Source organism: Nocardia sp. NPDC051981 (genome assembly GCF_040680715.1).
In the GTDB taxonomy this organism is placed as follows: Bacteria; Actinomycetota; Actinomycetes; order Mycobacteriales; family Mycobacteriaceae; genus Nocardia.
The window spans coordinates 103,265-125,726 of sequence record NZ_JBFAXK010000005.1 but is presented as its reverse complement, the minus strand read 5'-3'; the positions used below and the strand labels follow the sequence as shown (position 1 = coordinate 125,726).

The 22,462-nt window shown below is 69.4% G+C and carries 27 protein-coding genes and 1 riboswitch; of the genes, 10 read left to right on the top strand and 17 right to left on the bottom strand.

Annotation, left to right across the window (positions count from 1 at the left end; genetic code table 11):
• Position 1: 1 nt before the first annotated feature.
• Complete coding sequence (locus AB0L60_RS11930; RefSeq protein ID WP_364611270.1) at positions 2-1,579, top strand: DHA2 family efflux MFS transporter permease subunit; 1,578 nt, start codon at positions 2-4, stop codon at positions 1,577-1,579.
• 63 nt (positions 1,580-1,642) lie between these two features.
• On the opposite strand, the gene mraY is transcribed toward AB0L60_RS11930, so the two are convergent.
• Positions 1,643-2,731 (bottom strand): phospho-N-acetylmuramoyl-pentapeptide-transferase, encoded by a 1,089-nt coding sequence (gene mraY / locus AB0L60_RS11925; protein ID WP_364611267.1) that lies wholly within the window; start codon positions 2,729-2,731, stop codon positions 1,643-1,645.
• An 82-nt stretch (positions 2,732-2,813) separates the two neighbouring features.
• Here mraY and AB0L60_RS11920 point away from each other — a divergent pair, with 82 nt between their 5' ends.
• The 3 genes from AB0L60_RS11920 to AB0L60_RS11910 all read left to right on the top strand — a co-directional run bounded on the left by AB0L60_RS11920 (position 2,814) and on the right by AB0L60_RS11910 (position 4,794).
• On the top strand, positions 2,814-3,653 hold the full coding sequence (locus tag AB0L60_RS11920) for a helix-turn-helix transcriptional regulator (protein WP_364611264.1): 840 nt from the start codon (positions 2,814-2,816) through the stop codon (positions 3,651-3,653).
• Between the two features lie 42 nt (positions 3,654-3,695).
• Complete coding sequence (locus tag AB0L60_RS11915; RefSeq protein ID WP_364611261.1) at positions 3,696-3,917, top strand: nitroreductase/quinone reductase family protein; 222 nt, start codon at positions 3,696-3,698, stop codon at positions 3,915-3,917.
• A gap of 112 nt (positions 3,918-4,029) precedes the next feature.
• The gene (locus AB0L60_RS11910; RefSeq protein WP_364611258.1) at positions 4,030-4,794 is read left to right on the top strand and encodes a glucose 1-dehydrogenase; all 765 of its coding nucleotides are present in this window, start codon (positions 4,030-4,032) and stop codon (positions 4,792-4,794) included.
• On the opposite strand, the gene AB0L60_RS11905 is transcribed toward AB0L60_RS11910, so the two are convergent.
• The 4 genes from AB0L60_RS11905 to AB0L60_RS11890 all read right to left on the bottom strand — a co-directional run bounded on the left by AB0L60_RS11905 (position 4,730) and on the right by AB0L60_RS11890 (position 7,718).
• Positions 4,730-5,212 carry an ATP-binding cassette domain-containing protein gene (locus AB0L60_RS11905; protein ID WP_364611255.1) on the bottom strand — a complete coding sequence of 161 codons (483 nt, stop codon included), beginning with the start codon at positions 5,210-5,212 and terminating at the stop codon, positions 4,730-4,732. The two genes, AB0L60_RS11910 and AB0L60_RS11905, sit on opposite strands and share 65 nt — an antisense overlap.
• A 13-nt stretch (positions 5,213-5,225) precedes the next feature.
• Complete coding sequence (locus AB0L60_RS11900) at positions 5,226-5,351, bottom strand: hypothetical protein (protein WP_364611252.1); 126 nt, start codon at positions 5,349-5,351, stop codon at positions 5,226-5,228.
• Complete coding sequence (locus AB0L60_RS11895) at positions 5,348-6,061, bottom strand: MgtC/SapB family protein (protein ID WP_364611249.1); 714 nt, start codon at positions 6,059-6,061, stop codon at positions 5,348-5,350. The genes AB0L60_RS11900 and AB0L60_RS11895 overlap by 4 nt, the downstream gene beginning before the upstream one ends.
• Positions 6,062-6,262: 201 nt before the next feature.
• A riboswitch (M-box (ykoK) riboswitch) is annotated at positions 6,263-6,438 on the bottom strand.
• Positions 6,420-7,718, bottom strand: coding sequence for an MFS transporter (locus tag AB0L60_RS11890; protein ID WP_364611246.1), 1,299 nt, complete (start codon positions 7,716-7,718; stop codon positions 6,420-6,422). It overlaps the preceding riboswitch by 19 nt.
• Before the next feature lie 87 nt (positions 7,719-7,805).
• Between AB0L60_RS11890 and AB0L60_RS11885 the strand changes: the two genes are divergently transcribed.
• The gene (locus tag AB0L60_RS11885) at positions 7,806-8,147 is read left to right on the top strand and encodes an ArsR family transcriptional regulator (protein WP_364611243.1); all 342 of its coding nucleotides are present in this window, start codon (positions 7,806-7,808) and stop codon (positions 8,145-8,147) included.
• On the opposite strand, the gene AB0L60_RS11880 is transcribed toward AB0L60_RS11885, so the two are convergent.
• Positions 8,144-8,764: a TetR/AcrR family transcriptional regulator gene (locus tag AB0L60_RS11880; protein WP_364611240.1), complete on the bottom strand. Its 621-nt coding sequence runs from the start codon at positions 8,762-8,764 to the stop codon at positions 8,144-8,146. The two genes, AB0L60_RS11885 and AB0L60_RS11880, sit on opposite strands and share 4 nt — an antisense overlap.
• A 60-nt stretch (positions 8,765-8,824) precedes the next feature.
• Here AB0L60_RS11880 and AB0L60_RS11875 point away from each other — a divergent pair, with 60 nt between their 5' ends.
• Positions 8,825-9,334: an SRPBCC family protein gene (locus AB0L60_RS11875; protein WP_364611237.1), complete on the top strand. Its 510-nt coding sequence runs from the start codon at positions 8,825-8,827 to the stop codon at positions 9,332-9,334.
• A 58-nt stretch (positions 9,335-9,392) separates the two neighbouring features.
• Here AB0L60_RS11875 and AB0L60_RS11870 read toward each other — a convergent pair whose 3' ends face one another.
• A complete protein-coding gene (locus AB0L60_RS11870; protein WP_354833038.1) occupies positions 9,393-10,019 on the bottom strand; it encodes a TetR/AcrR family transcriptional regulator in 627 nt (208 codons plus the stop codon).
• Positions 10,020-10,116: 97 nt separating this feature from the next.
• Here AB0L60_RS11870 and AB0L60_RS11865 point away from each other — a divergent pair, with 97 nt between their 5' ends.
• On the top strand, positions 10,117-10,503 hold the full coding sequence (locus AB0L60_RS11865; RefSeq protein WP_354833036.1) for a DUF6221 family protein: 387 nt from the start codon (positions 10,117-10,119) through the stop codon (positions 10,501-10,503).
• Between the two features lie 93 nt (positions 10,504-10,596).
• On the opposite strand, the gene AB0L60_RS11860 is transcribed toward AB0L60_RS11865, so the two are convergent.
• Entirely contained in the window at positions 10,597-10,998 is a 402-nt protein-coding gene (locus AB0L60_RS11860; RefSeq protein ID WP_364611232.1) for a hypothetical protein, read from the bottom strand.
• 600 nt (positions 10,999-11,598) lie between these two features.
• On the opposite strand from AB0L60_RS11860, the gene AB0L60_RS11855 reads away from it, so the two are divergent.
• A complete protein-coding gene (locus AB0L60_RS11855; protein WP_364611229.1) occupies positions 11,599-12,039 on the top strand; it encodes a hypothetical protein in 441 nt (146 codons plus the stop codon).
• Positions 12,040-12,068: 29 nt separating this feature from the next.
• On the opposite strand, the gene AB0L60_RS11850 is transcribed toward AB0L60_RS11855, so the two are convergent.
• Complete coding sequence (locus tag AB0L60_RS11850) at positions 12,069-12,383, bottom strand: transcriptional regulator (protein WP_364611226.1); 315 nt, start codon at positions 12,381-12,383, stop codon at positions 12,069-12,071.
• The gene (locus AB0L60_RS11845) at positions 12,380-12,844 is read right to left on the bottom strand and encodes a hypothetical protein (RefSeq protein ID WP_364611223.1); all 465 of its coding nucleotides are present in this window, start codon (positions 12,842-12,844) and stop codon (positions 12,380-12,382) included. The genes AB0L60_RS11850 and AB0L60_RS11845 overlap by 4 nt, the downstream gene beginning before the upstream one ends.
• Positions 12,845-13,228: 384 nt before the next feature.
• Between AB0L60_RS11845 and AB0L60_RS11840 the strand changes: the two genes are divergently transcribed.
• The gene (locus AB0L60_RS11840; protein ID WP_364611220.1) at positions 13,229-13,591 is read left to right on the top strand and encodes a hypothetical protein; all 363 of its coding nucleotides are present in this window, start codon (positions 13,229-13,231) and stop codon (positions 13,589-13,591) included.
• A gap of 124 nt (positions 13,592-13,715) precedes the next feature.
• Here the strand turns inward: AB0L60_RS11840 and AB0L60_RS11835 are convergent, their stop codons facing one another.
• A complete protein-coding gene (locus AB0L60_RS11835; RefSeq protein WP_364611217.1) occupies positions 13,716-15,584 on the bottom strand; it encodes a Na+/H+ antiporter in 1,869 nt (622 codons plus the stop codon).
• A gap of 118 nt (positions 15,585-15,702) precedes the next feature.
• Positions 15,703-16,020 carry a hypothetical protein gene (locus AB0L60_RS11830; RefSeq protein WP_364611214.1) on the bottom strand — a complete coding sequence of 106 codons (318 nt, stop codon included), beginning with the start codon at positions 16,018-16,020 and terminating at the stop codon, positions 15,703-15,705.
• 71 nt (positions 16,021-16,091) lie between these two features.
• Here AB0L60_RS11830 and AB0L60_RS11825 point away from each other — a divergent pair, with 71 nt between their 5' ends.
• On the top strand, positions 16,092-16,358 hold the full coding sequence (locus AB0L60_RS11825) for a hypothetical protein (protein ID WP_364611211.1): 267 nt from the start codon (positions 16,092-16,094) through the stop codon (positions 16,356-16,358).
• Between the two features lie 71 nt (positions 16,359-16,429).
• Here AB0L60_RS11825 and AB0L60_RS11820 read toward each other — a convergent pair whose 3' ends face one another.
• From AB0L60_RS11820 to AB0L60_RS11800, 5 genes are all read right to left on the bottom strand, one after another.
• Positions 16,430-17,764 (bottom strand): pyridoxal-phosphate dependent enzyme, encoded by a 1,335-nt coding sequence (locus AB0L60_RS11820; protein WP_364611208.1) that lies wholly within the window; start codon positions 17,762-17,764, stop codon positions 16,430-16,432.
• Positions 17,764-19,185 carry a decarboxylase gene (locus AB0L60_RS11815; protein ID WP_364611205.1) on the bottom strand — a complete coding sequence of 474 codons (1,422 nt, stop codon included), beginning with the start codon at positions 19,183-19,185 and terminating at the stop codon, positions 17,764-17,766. The genes AB0L60_RS11820 and AB0L60_RS11815 overlap by 1 nt, the downstream gene beginning before the upstream one ends.
• Entirely contained in the window at positions 19,182-20,432 is a 1,251-nt protein-coding gene (locus AB0L60_RS11810; RefSeq protein ID WP_364612011.1) for a heavy-metal-associated domain-containing protein, read from the bottom strand. Before AB0L60_RS11810 ends, AB0L60_RS11815 begins: the two co-directional genes overlap by 4 nt.
• A 2-nt stretch (positions 20,433-20,434) precedes the next feature.
• Positions 20,435-21,715, bottom strand: coding sequence for an aminotransferase class V-fold PLP-dependent enzyme (locus AB0L60_RS11805; RefSeq protein WP_364611202.1), 1,281 nt, complete (start codon positions 21,713-21,715; stop codon positions 20,435-20,437).
• Positions 21,716-21,843: 128 nt separating this feature from the next.
• A complete protein-coding gene (locus tag AB0L60_RS11800; RefSeq protein ID WP_364611199.1) occupies positions 21,844-22,419 on the bottom strand; it encodes a DUF2599 domain-containing protein in 576 nt (191 codons plus the stop codon).
• Positions 22,420-22,462 lie beyond the last annotated feature (43 nt).

The window sequence follows — 22,462 nt, the reverse complement described above, 5'->3', positions numbered from 1 at the left end:
GGTGACCACCCCTCCGGATACCGTGGCGGCCGATTCCGCCGACGACAAACTGGACATCGGCGTCTTCAAAATCGCCGGTGTCGTGGTGCTCGGCGCCATCATGTCGATCCTCGACGTGACCGTCGTGACCGTAGCGATCCCCACCTTCCAACACGACTTCGACACCACCTACGCCATTGCCGCCTGGTCGATGACCGGCTACACCCTCGCCCTGGCGACCGTCATCCCGCTCACCGGCTGGGCCGCCGACCGCTTCGGCACTAAACGCCTCTACATGATGGCGCTGGTGTTCTTCGTGCTCGGTTCGGTGCTGTGCTCGACGGCCTGGAACATCGAGTCCCTCATCGCCTTCCGGGTCCTCCAGGGCCTGGGCGGCGGCATGCTCATGCCGCTGGGCATGACGATCATGACCCATGCCGCCGGCCCGCAGCGCATCGGCCGCGTCATGGCCGTGCTGGGCGTGCCCATGCTGCTGGGCCCGATCGCCGGCCCGATCCTGGGCGGCTGGCTGATCGAATCCTTCAGCTGGCACTGGATCTTCCTGATCAACCTGCCCATCGGCATCATCGCGCTGATCCTGGCGTTCGTCGTCTTCCCGCGCGACAACCCCGAACCCTCGCAGAGCTTCGACTTCCTGGGCATGCTGCTGGCCTCACCCGGTCTGGCCGCCTTCCTCTACGGCGTGTCCTCGATTCCCGGTGAGGGCACCGTCGAATCGGCCAAGGTGCTCATCCCCGCGATCATCGGCCTGGCGCTGCTGATCGGGTTCGTCTTCCACGCCCTGCGCACCGAGCACCCGCTGATCGAACTGCGGCTGTTCCAGAACAAGCCGCTGCGCTTCGCGGTGCTGACCATGACCCTGTTCGCCATGGCGTTCTTCGGCTCCGGCCTGCTGCTGCCGTCGTATCTGCAGCAGGTGCGCGGCGAATCGACCCTGGCCGCCGGTCTGCTCATCGCCCCGCAGGGCCTGGGCGCCATGCTCACCATGCCGATCGCGGGACGGCTGGTCGACAAGATCGGGCCCGGCAAGATCGTGCTCACCGGTATCACCGTCATGGCGGCGTCCATGGCGTTCCTGACCCAGGTCACGGCCGACACCCCCTATACGCTGCTGTGCGGGGTGCTGTTCGTGATGGGTCTGGGCATGGGCTGCACCATGATGCCGACCATGACCGCCGCCATCCAGACGCTGACCCACAGCGAGGTCGCGCGTGGGTCGACGCTGATGAACATCGTCAACCAGACCGCCGGATCCATCGGCACCGCAACCATTTCCATGGTGCTGACCACCCTGCTCAACCGGGGCGACACCCTGGGCGACAAGGGCGTGCAGCTGCCCCCGGGCGCTCCCGACCCGTCGCTGGCCAACGCGGCCATCGGGTCGCGCTACAACGGCCAGCTCGCGCAGCTGCCGCACACCCTGCTCGGCGAGGGCTTCGACCTCGCCGCGCGCGCCTTCGCCCACACCTTCGTGGTGGCGCTGTGCCTGCTGGCGGCCACCTTGATCCCCGCGTTCTTCCTGCCCCGCGCCAAACCGGCCGTACCCGCCGAGGCCGACGTGCCCGCCGTCGTGCACTGACCCGAAAACCCGTGTGGCCCATCCGGAAATGCTTCCGGATGGGCCACACGGCATTTCCGGGTCTCAGGGCAGCCGGGAGCCGGTGGTGGTGAGATGCTCACCGTAGAAGGCGATCAATCCGGTGGCCGAGGCGATCGCGGCCAGCAGCCAGAACCGGATGATGACCGTGGTCTCCGGCCACCCGGTCAGCTCGAAATGGTGATGGAACGGCGCCATCTTGAACAGCCTCGTGCGGGTGGTGCGGAACATGACGATCTGCAACAGCACCGACAGGATCTCGGCCACGAACAACGCGCCCACCGCCACCATCAGCAGTTCGGTGCGTGTGGTGATCGACAGTCCCGCCAGCAGCCCGCCCAGCGCCAGCGCCCCCGTGTCACCCATGAAGATCTTCGCCGGAGCCGCGTTCCACCACAGGAATCCGACGCACGCTGCCGCCCCGGCCGCGCACACCAGCGCCAGATCCAGCGGATCGCGCACCGTGTAGCAGCCCGGCACCGCCTTGATCGCGCACGAATGGGTGTACTGCCAGAACGTGATCAGCACATACGACCCCAGTGCCAGACCTACCGAACCCGCCGCCAGCCCATCCAGGCCGTCGGTGATGTTGACCGCGTTCGACCACGCCACCACCAACAAGATCGCCGCCAGCAGGAACCCGGTCAGCCCCAGCGAGATCGTGGAGATGTCGCGCACGATCGACACCTGACGGCTGCCCGGCGTCAGGCCCGAACCGCCGCGGAAATGCAGGGCCAGCACCCCGAAAAGCACAGCGGCACTGACCTGCCCGAGATACTTGCCCGACGCGGTCAGCCCCAGGCTGCGCTGCTGGGACAGCTTGATGACATCGTCGAGGAGACCCACCGCGCCCAGCGCGGTCGCCAACCCCAGCACCAGCAGCCCCGACGCGGTCGTGCCGGTCCCCTCGTAGGACATCCCCACCAGGTGCGCGGCCCCGTACCCGCACCACAGGGCGATCAGGATCGCCAGCCCGCCCATGGTCGGGGTGCCGCGCTTGGCCAGATGGCTCGCCGGGCCGTCCGCGCGGATCTGCTGCCCCAGCCGGTGGCGGGTGAGCACTCGGATCAGCAACGGCGTCACCGTGATCGACACCGCCAGCGCCACCATCGCCGCCACCAGAATCTGCCGCATCCGCCCCCCTCGAGACCCGAATTCGGTCACATGCTAACCGGGACCCGAACGAAACGGACACGCGTGATTGTTAGCGTGAAGTATGGACACAGCGGGCCGACGACGCGACCAACTGCGAGAGTTCCTGCGCGACAGGCGCTCCCGCCTCACCCCCGATCAGGTCGGACTGCCCGCCGCGGGCCGCCGCCGCACCCCCGGCCTGCGCCGCGAGGAAGTCGCCGTCCTCGCCGGCGTCGGCGTCTCCTGGTACACCTGGCTCGAACAGGGTCGCGACATCACCGTCTCCACCGACGTCCTCGACGCCGTCGCCGCCGCCCTGCAGCTCACCGCCCCCGAACGCGCTCACCTCTACGTCCTGGCCGGCCTCAACCCGCCCTGCACCGCCACCGACAGCGGCACCGGCATCAGCGCCGAGATCCGCAACCTGCTCGACGTCTGGAACCCCCGCCCCGCCGTTCTGCGCGACCGCTACTGGAATGTGCTGGCCTACAACGACACCGCCCGCGCCGTCTTCGGCTACGACGGCCCCGGCGGCAACTGCCTGGTCACCTATTTCACCAACCCGCGCTACCTGGCCATGCCGCAGACCTGGTCCGAGGCCGCCCCTGCGGTCGTGGCCGCCTACCGTGCCGACTCCGCGCTCTGCCCCGGCGACCCCGGCTTCGACTCCGTCATCACCGAACTCGCCTCCCGCAGTCCGGAATTCGCGCGCCTGTGGTCCCGTCACGATGTCGGCCCGGCCCAGCAGGCGGTCAACGCGCTGGAACACCCCGAGGCCGGTGCACTCCACTTCGACGCCACCACCCTCACCCTCGCCGACCAATCCGACCGTCACCTGGTTCTCTACAACCCCCGCGCCGGCACCGACACCGCCGCTCGCCTCGATCAGCTCCACCGCCTGCGCCTGGCCCCGCCCGCCTGAGCTCGCCGGCACCGAGTCGTCCTCGCGGACCGCGGCCCAGTAATGTTGACCCTGCTCACATTTCTGGGCCGCAACCTCCAGCCGCACCCCGATGCCGAACTGGTGATCTACGGCCGACGGCGAAAAGTGCACGCACACACCGCGGATCACAGCGAACGAGCCGAATTGTGGCCGCAGATCACCTCGGCGTACCAGGGCTACGCGAATTACCAGGAGCGGACCACCCGCGAGATCCCGGTCGTCATCTGTGAGCTGAGGGACTGACAACGGTCACCACCGGCGGCGCCGGCGGGAGCCGTGCTCGGCAGGGTGGTGGTGGCACACCCACGATAACTGCGCACTGTTTACCCATCGCGCGCCCCGGCAGGCTGAAGCCATGACACACAACGGGTTCCGGTTCCAGGACAAGGTCGCGCTCATCACCGGCGGTAGCAGCGGGATGGGGCTGGCCGCCGCGCGGCGGCTCCTCGCGGAGGGGGCGCGGGTGGTCGTGACCGGGCGTGACAAGGACCGGCTGGACACCGCGGTGGCCGAGCTGGGGGAGCGGGCGGTCGGGGTGGCCGGGGACGCCACCGAGCCCGAGGATCTCGCGGCGCTGGCGCGGGTGGTGTCCGAGCGGTTCGGGCGGCTGGATGTGGCGTTCGTGAATGCGGGAATCGGTGCGTTCCAACCGGTTTCGGCGGTCACCGGCGACGAATTCGATCGGGTGGTGGGGATCAATTTCAAGGCCGCGTTCTTCACCGTGCAGCACATGCTGCCGCTGCTGGTCGACGGGGGTGCGATCGTCCTCAACGCCTCCTTCGCCCCGTATCGGGGCGCGCCCGGCGCCGCACTGTATTCGGCGACGAAGGCGGCGGTGCAGAATTTGACGCGGACGCTGGCGGCGGAGTTGGCGCCCCGCGGGATTCGGGTGAACTCGGTCAGCCCCGGCTACATCGACACCCCCGCCTACCGGGCCGAGGCCGCCGCCGACGCGCAGGCCACCGCGGGGTCACGGGTGGCGCTCGGGCGGGTCGGCGACAGCGACGAGGTGGCCGCCGCCGTCGCGTTCCTGGCCTCCGCGGACGCCTCCTACATCACCGGTCAGGACCTGCTCGTCGACGGCGGCCTGACCACGGTGATCCCGTCGGCGATGGTGTGACTCGGCACACGCGCAGATCGGCGGTGATACGGCCGGAATCGGTGTCGTAGTCGTACAACTCGGCGTAGCGGCCCCACCCGCGCGCCGCCAGCCCCAGCTCCACATTGTCCTGCACCGTCAGCCTCGGCATCAGCGCGAAGGACTGGAACACCAGCGCCGCACCCGGATTCGCGCCCCGCAACGGCTGCTCCCGGTACCGGACCTGCCCGCCCGTCGGGGCCAGCAGCCCCGCGATCAACCGCAGCAGCGTCGATTTCCCGGACCCCGACCGGCCCAGCAACGCGACGATCTCGCCCTCGCGCAGCTGCAGATTCACCTGGTCGAGCACATTGAGCCGCTCCCCCGACGCCCCGGTGAAGGACATGTCGATATCGGTCGGATCCATCAGAATCTGGCCGGTGGCAACGGTATCGGTCATGACATCCTCCACGTCACAGGGAGTAGCGGCGCTGCGCCAGCGCGTACAGCCGCCGCCAGAACAGGCGGTTGATCCCGACGACGAACGCGCTCATGGCCAGCACCCCGCGCAACGGATACAACCGCAGCGCCGCGTTCACTCCTCGGCCTCCGCCCGCAGCGGCACCGTGCGCCACCCGACGCTGGTCACCGAAGGCTCCAGGCTCAACCGGCTCACCGCGGCCTCCATCTGCCGGTCGTCGCGGCGGTCACCGGTCAACTCCGCCCGCACCTGCACCCGGCCCGGGGAAGTGTCGTGGCTCGAGATCGACACCAGCCGGAAATCGGTGCGTGTCAGCGACTGCACCAGCAGTGCCCGCACATGCGCCTCGTGCGCGTCGTCGGTGTCGGCGTGGAAGGCGTACAACGCCTCCTGGGCCTCGACCTCGTCGACGCCGGGGCGATCCACCGTGCGCGCCACCGTGCGCAGCGCGGTATTGACCACCACCACCGCCACCGTGCCCGCCACCGCGGTCGAATACATGCCGGCGCCCGCGAGCGCGCCCACCGCCGCCGCACACCACAGCGTCGCGGCGGTGTTCAGGCCGCGGATATTGAACCCGTCGCGCAGGATCACGCCGGCGCCCAGGAAGCCGATACCCGAAACGATCTGCGCCGCAACACGAGTCGGATCCGCCGAGCCGCCGTTGAAGCCGTGCGCGGACAGCAGCACGAACAAGGTCGCCCCGGCGGCGACCAGCGAATTCGTCCGCAGTCCGGCCATCCGGGCCCGGAACTGACGCTCGAACCCGATCACCGCGCCCAACCCGACACCCGCGCCGAGCCGCAGCAGCATTTCCCACATGGTCATCTCGATCTCCCAGCGCAGGACGGCGCACTCCGGACTCGGACGCTACCGGGGCACGGGTAGCGGCCAGGAGAGTGCGGGAGTGACGCCGAGTGAACGATTGGCTAACGGAACTCGATCCGGTCCATCGGGCACGACCACCACCTCCTCGACGCCACATGCACACATGCCAGGGGAGTGGGACCGGCGCGACATCGCCGGTACGGGTACCACCCCTCGTAAGACCTTCAGCACTCCACGGCGTAAACCCGCCACGGGTGGCGGGAGCCGGTCGGGGCATCCCCTTAGCTCGGGGAAACCTGTCCTGATCCGGGGCGTCTCTCGACGTTCGGGATCGCCGGCCTGTATCCGTGAAGGAGCCTCAGCTAACGACGGCACCTTGCGACCAGAAGTAAACACCCGCCCGCCGCGATCGGCAACCCGACGTGAGCGCCGTCGCATTCGCGCACGCCTCGACCGCGACCCGCGCCACCAGCCGCACCACACACAGCACCGCCACCACCGCCGCGAAGATCTGCACCGCAGCCAGCAAACCGGTCGCGCCCGCCAGCAGGCCGACACCGACGACCGGGCCGCCGCTGCCGCAATAGGCCATCACGAAGTAGGTCGACAGCACATCGGCGTGCCGATCGGCCGGCGCGGCCGCATTGATCGCGGTCAATCCCGACAGGAATACCAGGCCGTGACCGGTCCCGGCCAGCACCGTCGCGAACAACAGCAACGGCAGCGAGGAGACCGCCCCCGCGACCGCCAGCAGTCCCAGGCCCACCGCCAGCAGCGGGAATCCCGTGAAGTCCAGGGCCCGTTCGGGTTTGCCGTAACCGACCAGCTGCGCCACCGCCCACGCCGCGGGCAGCAGCGCGGCCGCCGCGCCACCGACCACCAGATTCGCACTGCCCGACAGGGTCGCGGCATAGGTCGGGATCAGCGTGAGGAAGACGCCGACCACCGCGAAACCCAGGAACGCGCCCGTGCCCGCGGCCGCGAAGACCGCACCCATCCCGGCCGGGATACTCGGCCGCCGCGGCCGCCACCGGGTGACCGTCGCGGTCTCCGGCAGCGCCGCCACCGCCACCGCGGCCGGGACCAGCAGCGCCAGCTCCACCACGAACGGCGTCGCGTATGGAGCCGGAAGATATTGCGCCGGAACAGCTCCCAGCATCGGGCCCAGGCCCATGCCGACCGCCGAGGCCACCGCCGATACCAGCGCCGCGCGGCGGCGGTTACCGTGCGGCTCCAGCTCGGTCAGCGCGGCGGTGAGCGCGCCCGAGGCCGCCCCGACGGCCAGCCCCTGCAGGATGCGGGCCGCGAACAACCACACCACATCGGTGGCCAGCGCGAAACCCGCCGTGCCCAGCGCCGCCAGCGCCAGCGCGGGCAGCAGAATCCGGCGCCGCCCCAGTGCATCCGAGGCCGGACCGGCGATCAGCAGCGCGGGAATCAGCACCCCCATGTAGACCGCGAACACCAGCGTCAGCACCAGCGGTGAGAATCCGAACCGATGCGCGTAGCCGTGATACAGCGGTGTGGCCACATTCGTGCCGGTCAACAGGATCAGCAGCGTGTAGGCGGTGCCCCGGAACCGCGCACCGCTCCCGGGCGGTGAATCCTGCGGGGCGGCAGCGTCTTCGGGGGCCGCGGTGGATTGCTCGACGGTCATGGCGTCCTCCCGGCACAGGCATGTTCGATAATTCCGAACATAACAGGATGTTCGGAATTTGTGAACATGTGGACTAACCTGGACGCCATGGCAAGCCGAACCGCAACCGAACTGGTTCACCCCGCCCGCGACGAACTGCGGTTCACCACCGTGCTGGCCGCCCTCGCCGACCCCGTCCGGCTCACCATCGTCACCCGCCTGGCCGCCGCCGAGAACGGCGAACTGGCCTGCACCACCTTCGACCTGCCGATCAGCAAATCCACCCAGAGCGGGCACTTCCGAACCCTGCGCGAAGCCGGCGTCATCCGTCAGCGCGACGAGGGCACCCGCCGCCTCAACCGGCTGCGTGCCGAGGACCTCGAGGCCCGCTTCCCCGGGCTGCTCGACCTGGTGCTCACCCACGGCCGCGATGCGGCCCTGAGCGTCTAACCCGAATCTCGCGGCGACTCCGCGCCGCCCGGCGCCGGTTCGTGCCCGGTCGGACCCGGGGCGGTCAGTACCCGCCAGATCTCGTCGACGTAGGATTCCCAGGCCTCATGGTCGGCCGGTAGCGTGCCGCGCATCGTCCGCCACAGCTGACCTGTGCCCAGATACGCCGAATACGCCAGTGCCGCACGATGTTTCGCCACCGGGTCGGCGAACCCGAGCCGGGTGAACAGTTCGGCCAGATACTCGATGCGCCGCACGGTGACCCGGGTCAGCACCGGCTCCACCAGCGGATCCGTCGCCCCGGCCAGCAGCACCGCGAGCTTCTGCTGCGGATGCGCCAGCGCCGCGCCGAGCAGCGTCCGCAGCCCGACCGCCGGATCTGGTTCGGCCGACACCAGCGCGATCACCGCATCAGTCTCCTCGTGCTCCCAGCGCTGCAGGGCCGCCGCCAGCAACTCGTCCCGATTCGCGAAATGCCAGTAGGCGCTGCCCTTGGTCGCGCCCAGCCGCGCGGCCAGGGGTTCGATGGCGACCGCGCCCACGCCGCCCTCGCCGAGCGCGGCCAGCGCGGCCGCGACCCAATCGTCACGGCTGAGCCGTCGCCTCTTCTCCGCCATAGCTCCGTACGGTACCGTATGGAATCGGAACATACGGTACCGTACGGAACGGGTGAGTCGATGATCTGGAACATTCACCAGCGAGAACTGCCGGTGTCGGCGCAGCAGGCCGGTGCCCTGCTCGATGCGGTGGCCGAGCCGGGCAATCCGCTCTGGCCCGGCGAGCACTGGCCGGTCCTGATCCTGGACCGGCCGCTGCAGGTCGGCGCCGACGGCGGGCACGGCAGCATCCGCTACGTCTGCACCGCGTACGAACCCGGCCGCGCCGTCGAGTTCACCTTCGCGCCGAGCATGCCCTTCGCCGGCACGCATACCTTCGAGATCATCGATCGCGGTGAACGGGGTTGCGTGATGAGGCATCTCATCGTCGCCCGGGCCCGCACGCCGCGGGGCCGGCTGCTGTGGAGCCTCGCCATCCGCTGGCTGCACGATGCGGTGCTCGAGGAACTGCTCGATCGCGCCGCGACGGAGATGGGGCACCCGCCCGCCGAACCGGCCCGATGGTCCCCCTGGGTGCGCATACTGCGCCGATCACTCGACCGCGTCCACGCCGCGGTACCGGCCGCCTGATCGGCCGAGCCGAACCCGCTGCGCCGCAAGCGGATCCGGGCGGCGGCAATCGCCCGGGTCAGCCGCGATACACGCCGCGATAAGCGTCGATGGTCTCCACCAGATGGTCGACGATCTGCTCGCGCGTGGCGCGCAGCGTGCCATTGAGCCACGCCGAGAACATGCCCGCGTTACCGCTGGCCATGGTGACCGCCGCCAGCCGCCGTCGCACCGGATCCTCGATATGGGCGAACAGGTGATCCTGGATCAACCGGGTGAACGCGGGCATCACCGCGATCGTCGTCTGCCCCAGCCCCGTCGAGGAATACGGCTCCACCAGAAACAGCCGCGACTTGCGCGGATCCTCGAGCACCTTCGCCACCAGCGTCTCCGACAGCGCGCGATCCCGGTCCGGATCGTCGGCGACCGCGAAGGCCGTCATCGGATCCAGGAACTCCTCGGCGATCTGGCGGTAGAGCACATCGAGCAGTTCGTCTCGGCTGGCAAAGGATTCGTAGAAGTAGCGGTCGGTCAGGTTGGCGCGCCGGCACACCGCGCGCATGGTCACCGCACCCGCCCCGGACTCACCGATCAGATCCAGTGCGGCCTCGAGCAACGCGGCCCGGCGCGCCTCACGGCGTTCGGTGAGGGTCGTTCCACCCCAGATACGGGGCTCGGCGTCGGAGGGCGGCTGCTCGGTGTGCACCGGGTCAAGAGTAATGCCCGGTGCCGGGCGGTACCGCGCACCCGGCGCCGGCGGGCGGATTCGCGGCGTAGTCGCCGGTGCCGACTACCGTGGGTGGATGGATATCAGCGCGTTCATCGCGGGCCGCCTCGACAAGCAGCAGGAAGCCGCTGAATTCGCTCTGAAACTCGAGCGCGACTTCCAGGACACCGGCCGCGAGATCAAATACGAATGGGTGCGTTACGTGCGCCGCCGCGGCAGCCGCACCGCTCCGTCGTCGGTGTTCCTGCCCGGCGCACCGACCCCGAAGGAACTATTGCGGCACCAGGCGGCGCTGCGGCTGATCCTCGGCCAGCACACCCCCGACACGGGCGGCCATTGCTCGGTGTGCCGGCAGCCCGACTCCCGTGGCGGCCAGGAACCGGCGGCGTGGCCGTGCCCGACCGTCCGCGCGGTGGCCGGCATCTGGTCCGATCACCGCGACTACCCGCTCCCGCGTGATTGATCGGCGTACAGGGCCGAACCCATTGGCCCGGTGCCGGATATCGCACACCCGGCACCGGACTACCGGGTACTCGCGCGGACCGGGCCCGCGCCGCTAGCCGGTGACCACGCAGGCGCTGCCGAGGTTGATGCCGGTGCTGACCGTCACCAGCGCCCACTGCGAGCCGTTGTAGGTCCAGGCCTGGATGTAGTGCACTCCGGTCGAGGTCGGCGTCCAGCTCGAGGTCCCGGTACCGCCGCTGCCCAGGCTGAACTGCTGCTGACCGAAAGTGGCGGTGTTGCTGTCGTAGAGCCAGACGTATTCGTACGGGCTGCCGTTCACGGTGACCGTGTACGAGCAGTTGGTGCCGTAGCCGCCGAGACCGATGCTCGAACCGCTGGACACGCTGACGCTGGTGACATACGCCGACGCCTGCGGTGCGGCGAGTACGAGCGCCGCGGCTGCGGCGGCGCAGGTGGTGAATGCGGTGAGGGCCGACTTCCGTGACCGGATCATCGTCGATCATCTCCCCAGATATACGGAGGAATGGGATCATTCGCGCCAATGGCGCATTCCACCAGTGTTGGCGGTCGGGACCCCCGGCACGCGCGTATCGGACGACTCGTTCCGGACAATCCGGGTGGTCGTGGCAGCCTCATGATCCGCGGTTATCGTTCAGCTGCATCCGATCGGCCCGAAAAGTCCGATGCCCCTAACGATCCCCTAATTCTCGCGCTCACCGAGCGATTCAGCTACCGCGTCGCTACCGTTCTCGTTATCCGAATCGTGCCCAGGCGGACACGCGCAGACGCCCACGGCACCGGATGCCCGCGAGACTCTTCCCCGAGGCTCGCACCCGCGTCCCGCATCAGGCGGCGCCGCGAACACGGCGGCGCCGAGGCCACCCCCGATCCCGGCCTCGGCGCCGCCGCACCGCAATTCGAAGTCGCGACACCTCCCCGGCATCGCGACTGTGATCGACCACGATTCCGCCGCAAAACCATCGGAAACCGGCCGCTGCTGCAATGATCGACCCGGATTTGTCTTCAGTTCGGGTCGGCACCGCGAATCAACCTGTGCCCGTGGACTGTTCGAGGTGCAGAAGGATCGACCTGTATGACCGCAAGCCGGTACGCCAGCAAACCCGTCGTCGCCGAGGTCTCCGAGCCTTCCAGCTGGGGGCGGCATCTGGGAATCAACGAGGACGTCGCCGACGGTCTCGACGCCGGGCAACTCGGCGCACTGATCTTCGTCCGGAAACTGGTGCGCTGCTGGTACATCGCCAATGTGCTGCTGGCACTGTCGATCTGGGCCGCGATCACGCTGTGGGCGCGCCTCTACGGGCAGGCCACCTTCGGCGACTGCGCCGCGGTCAGCGGATTCACCAGCCGCTGCGATCCCGGCTGGCAGTCGCTGGTCATGGGACTGGTCAGCGGATTCGTGGTCGCGACGGCGGTGTTCGCGCTGACCTCGCTGCCCTGCTTCATGATCGGCTATGCCATCCGCTGGTCGGCCCGCGCCATGGCCGACCGCAACGAATGGCGAATCACCGACTGAGCGCGCACACCTCGCCCGCCCGGTAGCCCCTAGCCGGCGGTAGTCGCCGGTGGCGTTGCCCCGGCGACGATCTCGCGCAGCGCCGCGATGTGCCCGTCGAAGGCCTCGCGCCCGGCGCGGGTCAGGCGGGCCCGAACCCTGCGGCGGCTGCCCTCGAGACGGCGTTCGGTCGCGACATACCCGGCGTCCTCGAGTATCGCCAGCTGCTTCGACAACGCCGAATCCGACAGATTCAGCCGCTCCTTGAGGAAGGCGAACTCCGCCCAATCCGCGGCGGCCAAGGTCGCGACCAGATTCAATCGCGTACTCGGATGGATCAATTCGTCGAAGCGGGCCACGCTCATGCGCGCACCCGGCGACGCCCCGCCCGCAGCAGCTCCGGCCCGCCGAACCCGATGACAGCCGCGATGAACACCGCCGACCAGGTCCGCGGATGCCCGGCCCCGTCGGCGTCCAGCAGCAGGGCCGCCACCACGGTCAGCGCGACCAGGACCAGCAGCATGGTGATCACGACCAGCGGTGTGCGCCGCCCGGCGACCTCCGCGCTGACCTGAACCCGCCCGGTGCGATGCCGCCCGTCCAGCAATCGCGACGCCAGCGCCGAATGCCCCGCGCCGAACACCAGCGTTGCGACCGCCACCAGCCAGCCCGGCCCGACATCCCCGATCACCCCCAAAATCACCCAGCCGCAACCCATTCCCCACCAGTACCCCCGCGGCAGCCCGACCTCCTCGGCCATCTGCCGCCGCGCCCGCCCCGCCGCATCCAGCGCCGCCCGGGCCTGATCCGGAGTAATGCCGTCCATGCCGACCCCTCACTTTCCTACTCGGAAAGTAAGCGTCCACTTTCCTGATGGGAAAGTCAAGGCGGCCGGTAGCCGACAGGGCATTCGGTGCTGCGAGAGCGTTGCGCACGAAGACGATCGACCGCCACCCTGCTGGGGCGGTCACCGCCTCGCCGCCGCCCTGACCGAATGCCGCGACGTCCCACCCGATGCGCCGACCATCCATTTCGCAACGACCCGCTCGCGACCACCCGGCCGAAGGCGGCCGACAGGGGAGACTGTCGGTTATGGCGGATACGATCGAGTGGGGGCCGGCGGATCGAGCGGCCGGAGTGAATCGGTTGTCGCTACGGTTCGTGATGGCGTTCGGTGTGGTGAGCATGCTCGCCGACGTCGTCTACGAGGGTGCTGTCGTTCCACCTGCAGGCCCGTCACGTGCTCCCCGACAGTGTGATCCCGCTCACCTACGCTGCCGCCATGGGTGCGGCCGCACTGGCCGCACTCGCCTCGGGACACCTCGACGACCGAATCGGGTTGCGGGGGCTGGTGATTGCGCTGCCGCTGTCGGCGGTGGTGCCGCTGCTGTCGTTCTCGACCCATGCCGGTCCGGTGTGGGCGGGAGCGATCGTGTGGGGCGCGGCGATGGGCATCCACGAATCCACCCTGCCCCCGCGGTCGCCGACATGGTCCCCGCCGCGCGCCGCGGCACCGGATACGGCGTGTTCACCGCCGTCTACGGTCTGGCATGGCTGGCCGGCGCCACCCTGATCGGTGCGCTCTACGGTCATTCGGTGACCGCGGTCGTCGTGTTCACCCTCGCCACACAGGCGATCGCACTGATGTTGTTCGTGCCCTTGGCCTTCGGCCGCTCATCCCGCCGTCGACCTCGCCGTCAGCCCAGCAGCTCGTCCAGGTAGCACCAGCGCCAGGACTCACCGGGCTCGACGCTGCGCATGACCGGGTGACCGGTGTTGTCGAAGTGCTTGGTGGCGTGATTGCCGGGGGAGGAGTCGCAGCAGGCGACGTGGCCGCAGTCCAGGCACATGCGCAGGTGGACCCAGACCAGGCCCTCGTCGAGACATTCACCGCAGGCGTCGGGGGTGTCGGGGGTACGGACGCAGGGGGCCTCGCGCAGGTGCTCGCAGGCGCCGGCGGTGACGGGGGAGCTCAGGGGGGTGCCATCGTCCGCGTCGGCCTCGGCGACCCGGTCGATGGTGGACTCCTCGATGTCGAGGGTGGCCATGACCGCCTGCAGGACCTCCTGATCGACCTGGCCCGAATCACGGATGCGCAGTACGGCTTCGCGTTCGGCGGCGAGCATGGCCAGGCGCAGGCGCCGGTACTCGCCGCTGGGGGTGACGCGCTGGGATTCGGAGCGGCCCAGCAACTCCCACGCCGCCTGGGCGCGCACCACCACGCGGTTGCGCAGGGCGTCGACCACGTCCGGCGGGGTTTCGGGAGCGATGTTCGCCTCGAGCGCCCCGAGTCCGGCGACGGTGGCCTGTTGCAGCAGATTCGCTTCCTGCAGGAGGTCTTCGGCCTGGCTGGGCCCGCGCAACCGCAGCAGCCGCACCAGCCACGGCAGCGACAAGCCTTGCAGCAGCAGCGTCCCGCCCACCACCACGACCGCCAGCAGCCGCAGCGTCGCCAGCTCCGGGGTGTCGCCGGGCAGCAGCAGCGCCGCGGCCAGCGTCACCACCCCGCGCATGCCCGCCCACGCCACCACCGCCGGACCGGTCCACTCCGGCTTGGGTTTCCCCTGCCGCCGCCCTTCGACCCGCCAGGCCGCGTAGGTTGCCGGGAACACCCACACCGGGCGCACCACGATCACCGTCACCAGCACCGCCGCACAGGTCCACAGCAGCGTCGAATGCGACAGCCCGCTGTGCCAGGCATCCTCGACCAGATGCCGCACCTGCAGGCCGATCAGCAGGAAAACCGCGCTCTCGAGCAGGAATTGGATGGTGCGCCAGTTGGTGTGCTCGGCGATGCGCGAGGCCGCGCTCTGCCACTGCGGGGCGCCGTGACCCAGGATCAGGCCACAGGTCACCACCGCGATCACACCCGAGGCGTGCACCCCTTCGGCGGGCAGATACGCGATCCACGGCGCCAGCAGCGACACGCTCGTGTCCAGCACCGGATCGCTGATGCGCCGGCGCAGGAACGCCAGCACCATCGCCGCCACCCCGCCGATGAGCGCGCCACCACCGGCCGCGCCGACGAAACTCGCGCCCGCCTCCCACATCGTCACGCTGCCGGCCATGGCGGCCACCGCGGTGCGCAGGGTCACCAGCGCGGTCGCGTCGTTGAACAGCGACTCACCCTCGAGCAGCGTCACGATCCGGCGCGGCATCCCGACTCGGCGCGCCACCGCCGTGGCCGCCACCGCATCGGGCGGGGCCACGATCGCCCCGATCGCCACCGCCGCCGAGAACGGCACCGGCAGCAGCCAATACACCACCCCGCCCACCGCGAACGCGGTGAACAGCACCAATCCCACCGACAGCAGGGTGATCGTGGTCTTCTTCGGCCGGAAGTCCACCAGCGACGTGCGGATCGCCGTCGTGTACAGCAGCGGCGGCAGCAACCCCAGCAACACCAGCTCGGGTGCGACATCGAACTCCGGCACCAGCGGCAGATACGAGCCGATCACCCCGGCGACGGTGAGCACGAACGGCTCACCCAGCCCCAGCCGGCGCGCACCGGCGGCCAATGCGACCGCCACCGACACCAGCAATACGAGTCCGAACGCCCACTCCACGAGATCATCGTGCCAGCCGCCATGACCGATTCCGGCACCGGCTCGCCACCAGCGAACAACCCCGCCCGCCATGGGCACGCACGGACCCGGCTGGACGCCCCCCGCCGGGCGACCGGAGCTACTCCGCGTGCCCGGACCGCGACCGGGTGATCGCGAAAACCCCGAACCGGGCGGCCAGCGCCACCAGCCACAGCACCACACCGACGAGGTTGAACACCGTCCCGGCATCGGTATAGGCACCGATCAGGATGGAGACGACACCCGCCGAGAAACAGACGACGGTGGCGGCATGACAGACGGTCAGGGTGATGCGCAGGTCGGTGTCCGGACCGGCGGCTGGCTCGATGTTGATGGTGAAACTCCTGGCAACGCTGGTGAATTCGACCCCCGGCACCTTAGCGCCCCGCACGCCGAAGTGCAGATTCCACGAGTTCACCGACTTCGCACCGGCACGCGGTCCGATCCCGGTTACCCTGTTGCTCAACACGATTCGCGGCCGGGGGACCGATGCACGTCGACATCGATCACCACCGGCCCCTGGCGGCCATCCTCGAGGCGGCACTGCTGGGCAGCTGGCTCGTCGTCGTCGCACGCACCACGGCCCCGGGGAACACCCAGGCCACACCGAGAACCACCGGGGCACGCGGAGAAGGCACTGAGCCACACGGAGATTGGGCGCTGGTGCTCACCCTGCTGCGTGGGCCGCGCTCATCCCCCGACATTCTGCCGGTCCCCAGCGCCAACCGGTCACGAAACTCCCCGGATTCATGCTGATGTACGGCGGCGCCGCGTTATTGGCGCGCGCAGCGGTGCGCACCCCGCCTGGGCTGGCCCGCTCTGCAAGCTCACTCGGGTCGCGGCGCGGATTCCATGGGTTTGCCCGCATCCCGCCACGCGGTGATGCCGCCCGCGAGGCTGTGCGCGTCGTACCCGGCGCGGCGGGCCAGGGCCGCGAAGCGCCGCGACACCTCACCGACCGGGCAGACGAAAACCACCGGGCGCGAACGCGAGAACGGGACGCCCTGGACGAGCATGTCGTCGAGGTGATCGTCGCGGATGTTCATCGCGCCCGGCACATGCGCGATCCGGTAGGCCATCGCGCCCCGGGTATCGACGATGGTCGGGCGGGCCGTGCGGTCGAGCTGCTCGAGCTCATCGGGGGACAGCACCGGGGTGGCCGACAATTCGGCCGCGGTCGGTGCCGGCGCGCGCCCGGGTTTGCCGAACAGTTCCGGACGGCGTTTGCGGATGTAGGACAGATACGGTTCCAGGCGGTCGCAGACGATGACCACCGCGACGAGCGGATCGGCCTGGGCGGCAGGCTGTTCCAGGGTCCCGAGGAACTCGAGGGCCGCGGCATAGGTCGCGCCGCTGGTGGGTCCGGCGAGCACACCGTGCCCCGTGGCCAGTGCGAGCGTCGCGTCGACCGCGCGCCCGGCCTCGACCGCCATGATGCTGTCGTAGAAATCGGGCTGGAACAGGCCCACATCCCACATCTCGGTCTCCGAGCGGATACCGGGAATGAAATCGGAGCGCTCCGACACCACCGCGATGGTCTTCAACTCCGGATTGTGCTTGCGCAGAAATGTCGCCGTGCCGCGCGTCGACCCCGTGGTGCCCAGCCCGCCGACCAGATAGTCGACCCGGGTGATGCCATCGCGCGCCAGATCCTCGTGGATCTCCCGCCCGGTCCCGTGGTGGTGCGCCTCGATGTTCTTCTCGCTGGTGTACTGCGACGGGTGATACCAGCCCCCGGGCGTGCGCGCCATCGTCGATTCGATGACCGAGTACACATCGTTGGGCGCGGTCGGATCCGGGCATTCCGACAAACCGGGCAGCTCCTCGATGTCGGTGCCCAGCAACTGCAACAGCTCCCGCACCTCGGCGACCCTGATCCGATTGGTCACCGCCCGCAACCCGATCCCGTGCATGGCCGTCAGAATGCGCAGCGCCTTGGCGGTATTGCCGCTCGAGGCCTCGATCAGCGTCTTCTTCTGCGCGACGATGTCGTCCAGATCATCGCGGATCATGCCCCACGCCACCCGGTCCTTCACCGACCCGAACGGATTGTAGAACTCCAGTTTCGCGTACAGCTCCACGTGCGCGAGCCCGTGCACGGCCGGATCCAGCCGCAGCAGTGGGGTATTGCCGATCAGCTCGGTGATGTGGTCGTAGCGCATCAGTGCACCTTGTGCCAATCAACGTCGCGGCCCACCGAAATCGTCCCGGACCGCTGCACCACCGCCAGTTTCGGCGGCACCGGATGCATGGATGCACGCGCTGCCGACAAATCCATGTGGTAGGCAGCGGTATTGGGGAAGACCACGAAGTCCCCGGGAGCGGGCAGCCGCGGCAGCCACACCTTGTGATTGGTGATCAGGTCCCGCTCCAGGCACAGACGACCGGCCAGGAACACCCCCACCGCACCGGAATTCGGGTCGGGGCAGTCGCGGGCGGGGACCAGGATCGGGTCCACCATCACCTCCTGATCGGCCGGGGTGACGGTGTCGCGGCTCAGATCCAGATTCACCAGCGTACTGCCGTCCGCGGTCTCCTTCACGAATTCCACCCGCGCCACCGTGATTCCGGCATGATCGACGAGCGCCTTGCCCGGCTCCAGCCAGATCTCGATCGAGTTCTCCCCAGCCACCTGTGCAAAAGTGCGGCCCCCGTGGGATTCCAGCCCCGTATCCAGCAAGTCTGCCAGCATCCGGTCGGCACTCACAATGTTGGCGTATTTGTGAAAAACCGGTGTCCCGTGCACCGCGCCGTCCTCGAGCTGGAACCCGAAGGTGTTGCCGCCCCACGTCATCGGCTCACCACGCCCCACCAGCGATTCCCGCAACGCGTGCACATACGCATCGAACGCATCCGCGTCCGCGGTGAACACCTGCCGGAACCCGCCCCCGATATTCAGCACCGACGGCGCGAGCCCGAACCCGTAGGCGCGTTCAGTTAACATCAGGCAACTCTCCACTGCCCGCACCCGCTCGGCCGGTTCTCCCGAATCCAGGTGAAAGGCGAACCCGCGGAACTCGATCCGCTCCCGCTGCGCCGCCAGCAGCGCCAGCACGGCATCGACGCGATGCAGCGGTACCCCGAACCGGCTGACCGGCGTCCCCGCGAACCCGCACACCCGTACCAGCACCGGCACCCGCGTCGGCGCCAGCGCCGCAATGCGTTCCAGCTCCCACGCATTGTCCACGTTGATCGTCACCCCGCTGCCCACCAGCTCCCGCACGAACCCCTCACCCTTGGGCCCGGTCACCTCGATCCGCTCGGGCTCGAACCCCGCCTTCAGCGCACTGACGATCTCCGCCGCCGAGGCCACATCGATCCCGGCGCCCGCCGCCCGCGCCGCCTCCACGAATGTCCGCGACTGATTCACCTTGTGCGCGTAGCAGATCCGGAAACCCGGCACCCGGGCGGCCAGCTCCGCGCGCAGCCGCTCCAGGTTCTCCGCGAACACCTGCGGAAACACCAGATGTGCGGGTGACCCGAACTCGGCCACCGCGTCGGCCACCGTGTGCGGCGCGGCCACGAACTCCCGCACCAGCGCGTGCATCTTTGCCGGCAGTCCCGGCGGTGCGGCAGCCGTCATACGGCGGATTCGCTGGTCGCGGGTGTGACCGCGGTCGGGTTGTAGCCGCTGTCGCGTAAGGCCTCGAACACGCGATGGCGGTTGCGGGGGCTGCGGAACTCCGCGACCACCCGCTTGCTGTTCAGGTCGATGTCCTGCACGCCCACGCTCATCGACTCCAGCACCCCGGTGATGGTGCGGATGCAGTGCTTGCAGGTCATGTCGGGCACATAGAACACCTGGTCCTCGGCGGCGAGTTCCGCGGTGTCCGAACCGGTGTCGGCCGCCACCTCGGCGACGGTGACCCGGTCCATGATCCGGGTGAACACATCGGTGAACGTGTCGATCACCACCGGCAGGATGCTGTAGTGCTCCCCGTCGAGCTGATGCGGCATGGCCGCCAGGCACGCCGGGCGCGTCCCGGGCGGCAGCAGCGCGTACTGGCGCGAGATCAGATCCAGCTCGTCGTGGTATTTCGTGATGGCCTCGGCCACGCTCAATCCCTCGGTGTGGGTGGCGCGGCGCATGACCCGGTGCGCGTCCTCGATGGTCATGTCCTTCATCGCGCGCAGCGTCGCCACCGTCTCGGCCGAATACCGTACGGTCCCATCGGGTTGGGTGGACAGCCTCACCGCGATCATGCCGCGCCGGTAGCTCGAGGCCTGCAGCTCCCAGAACCAGCGCGTCGCCACCGCGCCGTAGATCCCCGAATCCCGCATGCCGACCGCGAATTCGGCCGGCGTCCGATACGGCGTCCACCGCGCCAGCAGCGCGTGCTGGGCCAGCGCTCGACCCGCCGCCTCGATGCCCACCCGGAAGATCTCCAACGGCTCGTGGTCGGTGGTGGTGCCCTCGAGTACCGCCTCGTCGCGCGGCGTCAGCTCCGAGATGCGCCGGGCCAGTGCGGTATCGGCCTGCAGCGCGTGCCACAGCGTCAGTACCGTCTCGCGCATGGCGATGGGCACGATCGCGCCCAGACCGCCCACCCGGTAGTGCCCGGTATTGGGGATCCCGTCGCTGTCGGTCCAGGCGATGCGATGGGTCGCGCTGGTCACCTGGTCGGCGCGGCACGGGCGCATGAACCGTTCCAGGTACAGCCGCTGCGACAGCGTCAGGTGCGAGCCCGGTTCCGATTGCAGTGCCGCGCAGGTGTATTCGACGTGCCGCGGCGGCGGCAGCACCGGGAGCGCGCCCAGGCCGGGCCGGGCCAGCGCGGCCAGCACCCGGGAGGCGGCACGCCGGTCGTAGCGGGGTTCGGGGCCGGACATGGTCAAGAGACCTCCTCGGCAATCGTGGCGACACACTCGGTGAACCGGTCGATCTCGTCGGCGGTGTTGTAGATGTGGGTGCTGACCCGCACCGAGTCCTCGTCCATCGGCACATCGTCGGCGGGCACACAGTGCGCACCGGTGCGCACCAGGAACCCGAGCTCGCTGAGCACGAACCCGAGATCGGTGGCGGTGATCCCGTCCAGGGTGAAAGACACGATCCCGTAGCCGGTTTCGCACGGCGCGTGCGCCGGACCCGGCAGGAACTCCACGCCCGGTATCGGGCGCAATCCCGCGATCAGTCGCTGTGTCAGCGCCCGATTGTGGGCCGCGACGGCATCCAGGCCCAGGTCGTCGAGCACCTCGAGGGCAGCGCCGAGCGCGAGGATGCCGGGGATATTGTGGGTGCCGCCCTCCAGCAGCTGCGGCATGGAACCGGCCAGCAGCCCCGAATCACCCAGCGACACCGCCGAATTGCCGCCCGGCAGAAACGGCGTCAGCTCATCGTGGCGCCGGCGGCGGCAGTACAGCACGCCGGTCCCGGGCGCCCCGAACATCTTGTGCGCGGAGAACACCGCGAAATCCGCGTCCAGCTCCGCCACCCGCACCGGCAGATGCCCGCCGGACTGGCTGCAGTCGAAACACAGCGCGATCGCCGGATCGATGCGCCCGCGCAACTCCTCGAGGGTGGTCAGCGCCCCGAACACGTGATGCAGATGCCCCACGGTGATCAGCCGGGTGCGCGGGGTGATGCGCGCGGCAACATCCTCGACATCGGCCTCGCCCAGCTCGGTGACCCGGTAGGGTACCAGCCGGATCGTGCGCCCGAACCCGCCCAGCAGCCGCCGCAGGTGATGCCACGGATACACGTTCGAGGCGTGATCGCGTGGGCTGTAGAGGATTTCGTCGCCGTCGCGCAGCGCGGTCAGCCCCCACGACAGTGCCACCGCATTGAGACCGGCCGTGGACCCGCCGGTGAACACCACCTCATCCGGTGCGGCCCCGATGAATTGGGCCATCCGCTCGCGCACCCTCTCGATGCGATGGGTCAGGCTGCTCGCCCAGGGGTAGGTGCCGCGTCCGGCATTGGCGGTGCGTTCACTGTGATAGCGGTGCACCGCGCGGATCACCGGCAGTGGCTTCTGGGTGGTGGACGCCGAATCGAGGTAGATGTCGGAGGTTTCGGTCAGCGCGGGGAAGAGCCTGCGCAGGGCCGGGCGCGCCGGTCCCCGGGCCGCGGCGGGCGGCGTGGGCGTAGAGGTCGCGGCTGCGGAGGCGCGCACCGGAACCCTCCCTCCCAGGAGTTCGCGCTGGACGTCACCAACGATACGCACATTTGCCGGTGCGCTCGAAGGTTCTCGCGGGCAACCGCTTTCGTCGGTACGGCTTCGTTACCGCATCGAACGACCGCTCAGCGCTCGGGTCCGCCCGGATTGCACAGGGCCGCCACCGTCGCGTCGTACCCCACCGCGGGACGCCACGGTTCGAGATTCCAGCTGGTCTTGTCCGGTTGGACCACCCGTGCCCACTCCCAGTGGCAGCGGAACTGGTCGTACATGCCGGGGGAATCGGCATCGGGCGCGGAGGTGAGCACCTCCTGCCAGGCCCGATCCAGCGCGGCGGGGAAGGTGTCGGAGCGCCCGGCCTGGGTCGGATAGACCCGCAACCGGCGGCCGTCGGAATCGTCGGACCACTGGGTGTGGTCGATGAGCGGCTGATCCGGGAACGGATCCGCCGCCGGCACCCCGGGCGTGGTCGGCGACGGACTCGCGATCGGCGCGGACGAACCGGTGGGCTGGAGTGTGTCGGTGGCCTGGACGGAGGCGGTGGGCGGGGAACCGGCGACCGTCGAGGGGTGCGGCGCCAGCGTCAGCGAACTCACCACCACCGGCGGCGAATCCTCGGCCGCGCCGCAACCGGTCAGTACCAGTGCCAGCGCGAGCACAGGTGGGCCACCCGCGAGCTTCCAGCGCCGCCGCATGGGCATTCGCCCCCTTTCTTCCGATCCGTCGGGCCTGGATCCGACGCTA

Bases quoted from the DNA above. Each gene is read 5' to 3' on its own strand.
- mraY (WP_364611267.1), bottom strand. From the start codon at position 2,731: ATGCGGCAGATTCTGGTGGCGGCGATGGTGGCGCTGGCGGTGTCGATC.
- AB0L60_RS11920 (WP_364611264.1), top strand. From the start codon at position 2,814: ATGGACACAGCGGGCCGACGACGCGACCAACTGCGAGAGTTCCTGCGC.
- AB0L60_RS11915 (WP_364611261.1), top strand. From the start codon at position 3,696: ATGTTGACCCTGCTCACATTTCTGGGCCGCAACCTCCAGCCGCACCCC.
- AB0L60_RS11910 (WP_364611258.1), top strand. From the start codon at position 4,030: ATGACACACAACGGGTTCCGGTTCCAGGACAAGGTCGCGCTCATCACC.
- AB0L60_RS11905 (WP_364611255.1), bottom strand. From the start codon at position 5,212: ATGACCGATACCGTTGCCACCGGCCAGATTCTGATGGATCCGACCGAT.
- AB0L60_RS11895 (WP_364611249.1), bottom strand. From the start codon at position 6,061: ATGACCATGTGGGAAATGCTGCTGCGGCTCGGCGCGGGTGTCGGGTTG.
- AB0L60_RS11890 (WP_364611246.1), bottom strand. From the start codon at position 7,718: ATGACCGTCGAGCAATCCACCGCGGCCCCCGAAGACGCTGCCGCCCCG.
- AB0L60_RS11885 (WP_364611243.1), top strand. From the start codon at position 7,806: ATGGCAAGCCGAACCGCAACCGAACTGGTTCACCCCGCCCGCGACGAA.
- AB0L60_RS11880 (WP_364611240.1), bottom strand. From the start codon at position 8,764: ATGGCGGAGAAGAGGCGACGGCTCAGCCGTGACGATTGGGTCGCGGCC.
- AB0L60_RS11875 (WP_364611237.1), top strand. From the start codon at position 8,825: ATGATCTGGAACATTCACCAGCGAGAACTGCCGGTGTCGGCGCAGCAG.
- AB0L60_RS11865 (WP_354833036.1), top strand. From the start codon at position 10,117: ATGGATATCAGCGCGTTCATCGCGGGCCGCCTCGACAAGCAGCAGGAA.
- AB0L60_RS11860 (WP_364611232.1), bottom strand. From the start codon at position 10,998: ATGATCCGGTCACGGAAGTCGGCCCTCACCGCATTCACCACCTGCGCC.
- AB0L60_RS11855 (WP_364611229.1), top strand. From the start codon at position 11,599: ATGACCGCAAGCCGGTACGCCAGCAAACCCGTCGTCGCCGAGGTCTCC.
- AB0L60_RS11850 (WP_364611226.1), bottom strand. From the start codon at position 12,383: ATGAGCGTGGCCCGCTTCGACGAATTGATCCATCCGAGTACGCGATTG.
- AB0L60_RS11845 (WP_364611223.1), bottom strand. From the start codon at position 12,844: ATGGACGGCATTACTCCGGATCAGGCCCGGGCGGCGCTGGATGCGGCG.
- AB0L60_RS11825 (WP_364611211.1), top strand. From the start codon at position 16,092: ATGCACGTCGACATCGATCACCACCGGCCCCTGGCGGCCATCCTCGAG.
- AB0L60_RS11820 (WP_364611208.1), bottom strand. From the start codon at position 17,764: ATGCGCTACGACCACATCACCGAGCTGATCGGCAATACCCCACTGCTG.
- AB0L60_RS11815 (WP_364611205.1), bottom strand. From the start codon at position 19,185: ATGACGGCTGCCGCACCGCCGGGACTGCCGGCAAAGATGCACGCGCTG.
- AB0L60_RS11810 (WP_364612011.1), bottom strand. From the start codon at position 20,432: ATGTCCGGCCCCGAACCCCGCTACGACCGGCGTGCCGCCTCCCGGGTG.
- AB0L60_RS11800 (WP_364611199.1), bottom strand. From the start codon at position 22,419: ATGCCCATGCGGCGGCGCTGGAAGCTCGCGGGTGGCCCACCTGTGCTC.